Annotated in this window: 3 protein-coding genes and 1 pseudogene; all 4 read right to left on the reverse strand. The window is 74.3% G+C overall.

Going from position 1 to position 2,764, the window contains the following annotated elements:
• Positions 1 to 661, reverse strand: a 661-nt coding sequence (locus AC2VNT_RS13475; protein ID WP_486947343.1) for an enoyl-CoA hydratase, incomplete at its 3' end; no start/stop codon positions are given.
• Positions 658 to 1,428 (reverse strand): NUDIX hydrolase, encoded by a 771-nt coding sequence (locus tag AC2VNT_RS13480; protein ID WP_486947345.1) that lies wholly within the window; start codon positions 1,426 to 1,428, stop codon positions 658 to 660. The genes AC2VNT_RS13475 and AC2VNT_RS13480, both read right to left, overlap by 4 nt.
• Before the next feature lie 35 nt (positions 1,429 to 1,463).
• On the reverse strand, positions 1,464 to 2,306 hold the full coding sequence (locus AC2VNT_RS13485; RefSeq protein WP_486947344.1) for an ABC transporter ATP-binding protein: 843 nt from the start codon (positions 2,304 to 2,306) through the stop codon (positions 1,464 to 1,466).
• 4 nt (positions 2,307 to 2,310) lie between these two features.
• Positions 2,311 to 2,764, reverse strand: a pseudogene (locus tag AC2VNT_RS13490) (hypothetical protein); the annotation flags it as partial.

The following is a 2,764-nucleotide window of genomic DNA, read 5'->3' on the forward strand; positions in this document are numbered from 1 at the left end:
GTGAGTCGAACGCCGCGTCGATCCCGGCCTTCGCCGCCGCCAGCGCCGGCGCCGGGCCGTCGACGAACCGGGCGGCCCAAGCCAGCGCCGCGTCGTACACCCCGTCCGGGGCGACCAGCTCGTCGACCAGGCCGAGCGTCAACGCCTCCTCGGCGTCGACGAACCGCCCGCTGAACACCAGATCCTTGGCCCGGCTCGGCCCGGCGGTGCGGGCCAGCCAGGCCAGTCCGTCGCCGTCCGGAACCAGCCCGGCGGTGATCTCGGTCGCGCCGAACTTGGCGTTGTCGCCGCTGATCCGCCGGTCGGCGGCGAGCGCCAGGGTCAGCCCGGCACCCAGCGCGTAGCCGGTGACCGCGGCCACCGTCGGCTTCGGGATGGCGGCCACCGCCCGCACCGCCTCACGCCGGGCTCCGGTGAGCGTCCCGGCTTCGTCCGCGGTCAGGGTGCGTCGCTCCGCGGCGTCGTCACCGGTGCAGAAGATCTCGTGGCCGCCGAAGACGATCACCGCGGCGACGTCGTCGCGCCGCGACACCTCGGCGGCCGCCGCGGCGATCTCCCGGTAGGCCTGCCGGGTCAGCGCGTTGGCCGGCGGCCGGGCCAGCACCAGGGCGCCGACGCCCGGATGCTCGGCGCTGGTCTGCACGCGGACGAACTCGGTCACGAGCAGCCGCCGGAGGGCCGCCGGGCCAGCAGCTGGTTGTACCGGTCGGCGTCGAAGAACTTGAACACCCAGTTGCGGTCGGCGTCGACGAACGAGCCGGGGTGCACCGGGGCGATCTCCCGCTCGTCGGCCAGCACGTCGGCGACGCCGCGCCCGGCCAGCGAGTCCAGCTGGCTCCAGGTCGGCGGCAGCAGCAGGGTGCGGCCGGCCGCGAAGTCCTCGATCGCGGCCGCCGGGGTGGCCCAGCCGACCCGGTCGGATTCGGTGTTCTCGCCGTCGGCCCGCTGCCCGGCCGGCAGCGCGGCCACGAAGACGTAGGTGTCGTAGCGGCGGGTGAGCTCGGCCGCCGGGGTCACCCAGTTCGCCCACGGCCGCAGCAGGTCGGCGCGGAGCACCAGGCGCTCGGTGCGCAGGAAGTCGGCGAAGGACAGCTCGCCGGCGGCCAGCGCGTGCCGCTGGTCGGCGTAGACCGATGCGTCGCCGACGATGCCGCGCGGGTCGTCGGCCGGCCCGGCGAACAGCACCCCGGACTCCTCGAAGGTCTCCCGCGCCGCGGTGCAGACCAGCGCTCCGGCCAGCCCGGGCTCGATGCCGAACCGCTGCGCCCACCACGCCGGTTCCGGTCCCGCCCAGGCGATTTCGGTATCCCGGTCGCGGTCGTCGACGCCGCCGCCGGGGAACACCATCATCCCGGGGGCGAAGTCCATCCGGGCGTGCCGGTGCATCAGGAAGACGTCCAGGCCGCCGGTGGCGTCGCGGACCAGCATCACCGTCGCGGCCGGACGCGGGGTCAATGGTTCGCTCACGAGTTCCTCCGGTGGGCGGCGCGGGTCCGGGTGCGGCGGGCGAAGTACCGCCCGTCGATGACGTCCAGGCTGATCAGCTGGCCGAACGCGGTGGACAGGTTCTCGGCGGTCAGCACGTCGGGCAGCAGGCCGGCGGCCACCGGGCGCCCCTCGGCGAGCAGCAGGCAGTGGGTGAAGCCCGGCGGGATCTCCTCGACGTGGTGGGTGACCAGCACGATCGCCGGGGCGTCGGGGTCGGTGGCCAGGTCGGCCAGCCGGGCCACCAGCTCCTCGCGGCCACCGAGGTCCAGCCCGGCGGCCGGCTCGTCGAGCAGCAGCAGCTCCGGGTCGATCATCAGCGCGCGGGCGATCAGCACCCGCTTGCGCTCCCCCTCGGAGAGCGTGCCGTAGCTGCGGTCGGCGAGGTGTTCGGCGCCGAGGCTCTCCAGGATGTCGATCGCCCGGTTGTGGTCGAGGTCCTCGTAGCGCTCCCGCCACCGGCCCAGCACCGCGTACCCGGCCGATACCACCAGGTCGCGGACCACCTCGCCGCCGGGGATCCGGGCCGCCAGCGCCGACGAGCTCAGCCCGACTCGGGCGCGCAGTTCGACGGTGTCCACCCGGCCCAGCCGCTCGCCGAGCACGTAGGCGGTGCCGGCCGACGGGTGCTCGGTGGCGGCGGCGATCCGCAGCAGCGACGTCTTGCCGGCCCCGTTCGGCCCGACGACCACCCAGCGTTCGTCGAGCTCGACCGCCCAGTCCAGCGGTCCGACCAGCGTCTGCTCGCCGCGTCGCAGCGATACGCCGTGGAAGTCGATCAGCAGGTCCGGGTCGGTCCCGTCGGCTCCGGTTTCGGCCACCCGCTCATGGTGCCGTACCGGGGCCGGTTGCGAGCCACGGGGTCTCGGGTCGGTCGGTGTGACCGCGGGCCACGATGCCGGCCTCGACGACCAACACGAATGTCGTCAGATCGGCGATCAGCTTGTCGATGTCTCGTTGCCGGGGCGGGTCGGCCTGGTGCAGCCAGTCGGTGACGGCCTCGAAGAGACCGCCAACCGTGGCAACGGCGAGAGCGTGGTAGTCGAGCTGGTGCGGCTTCACGTCAGCCGCCTGGTTGCGGCGCCAGAACGCCTCGACGAACGCCGCCGCCCATCGACGGTTGGCCAGGCGTTGAGCTTCGATCCGCGGCGAGATCCCCGCGGCGGTGCCGAACGTCACGACCGCGACGCGCGGGTCGTCGACCAGCGCGTGCGCGAAGGCGGTCAGCACCCGTCGGATCGTTTCCCGTTCGTCCTCGCCGGCGGCCTGCTGCATGGCC

The sequence above is a fragment of the Mycobacterium sp. TH-M15 genome (assembly GCF_057473705.1).